The following is a 1,011-nucleotide window of genomic DNA, read 5'->3' as shown; positions in this document are numbered from 1 at the left end:
CGGCATGTTTAATGCTTCATAAGATCCTGTTACAACTCTGAATGAGCAACAAACACGACGGTGCATACCCCAAACGAATGGGTTAATGGCGGTCTGCCACGTAACTTATATAAGTAACGTTGTCGCTTATGAGGAAAGGATCCAACGCACCTCGAACGAGCCTAGTAGGCTGGGTACGTGAAGCCGTCTGCCAGGGCTGGCAAGGCGCAAAAGGTGAACGTGTCATCACGGTCGCCAGCCGTACGAATAAAGAATATTGATAACAATCGATTGGCAATCTCATAAAAGGAGAGGTCGGCCATGCTTTCGGATCTGGAACTACGCGGCATCATTGAAGGAAGTTTTCTGCCCAAGCGCTGTGAAGTCACCAAGGCGTCGGACGCCTCGCTGACGGTCAAGGTCTATCACGAGATCGACCATGACCGGGTAGACCTGGTGGTCACCGGCATTTGCGCCAACAAGCTCGACAGCAGTCGGGCGATCTGCAACTTGATTACCGAGTTGCGTGAAGACCTCAAGCATACCCACACCCAGGCCCCGGCCCTCAAACGAGCCGGCGCGCGTCCTTTCTATTAAACGGACGTCTATTAAACGGACGGTTGAGCTTCAGTCAGTGAAGACTTGCGGGCCTGGATAAATGCCAGGCCCAACGCCGTTTCCGTGATCACCGCCAGTAAAATCCCCGGGCCCGCGTGGCCGCTTATCCATTCGCTGATCCCCAGCATCGCCAGCACGAAACAGCCGATCACCAAGCCGGAGGTCATGGCGTGCCGTGTTGCGTCAGGCGGGGAATGGCGGGCGCGGTAGAACATGATACCGATGGCCAGGAACAGCGCGGCGTTGCGACGGGCCACCAGGCCGGTGGCGCTGGAGTATTCAACACTCCACACCCACAGGAGCAGGTCGGGGCGAAACCCCCAGATCAGCGCGAGGGCAAAGCACAGCAGGGCGGTGAAGGTAGCGAGGGGACGGAAGTGCAATTGCATGGCGAATCCTTTCGGCCGTAACGAG

General features: G+C 56.8%; 2 protein-coding genes. One reads left to right on the top strand and one right to left on the bottom strand.

Annotation, left to right across the window (positions count from 1 at the left end; translation table 11 throughout):
• Positions 1 to 300: 300 nt before the first annotated feature.
• Positions 301 to 576 carry a DUF1652 domain-containing protein gene (locus JV201_RS15315; protein ID WP_003215295.1) on the top strand — a complete coding sequence of 92 codons (276 nt, stop codon included), beginning with the start codon at positions 301 to 303 and terminating at the stop codon, positions 574 to 576.
• 11 nt (positions 577 to 587) lie between these two features.
• Here JV201_RS15315 and JV201_RS15310 read toward each other — a convergent pair whose 3' ends face one another.
• A complete protein-coding gene (locus JV201_RS15310; RefSeq protein ID WP_219405657.1) occupies positions 588 to 986 on the bottom strand; it encodes a hypothetical protein in 399 nt (132 codons plus the stop codon).
• Between the last annotated feature and the right edge of the window lie 25 nt (positions 987 to 1,011).

This window comes from Pseudomonas sp. Colony2, from assembly GCF_019382755.1.
Classification (GTDB): domain Bacteria; phylum Pseudomonadota; class Gammaproteobacteria; order Pseudomonadales; family Pseudomonadaceae; genus Aquipseudomonas.
Note: the sequence above shows the minus strand (reverse complement) of the source record. Positions and strands in the feature narration are given on the sequence as shown.

What these genes read in the sequence shown, in the direction of transcription:
- JV201_RS15315 (WP_003215295.1), top strand. Translation starts at nt 301, where the DNA reads ATGCTTTCGGATCTGGAACTACGCGGCATCATTGAAGGAAGTTTTCTG.
- JV201_RS15310 (WP_219405657.1), bottom strand. Translation starts at nt 986, where the DNA reads ATGCAATTGCACTTCCGTCCCCTCGCTACCTTCACCGCCCTGCTGTGC.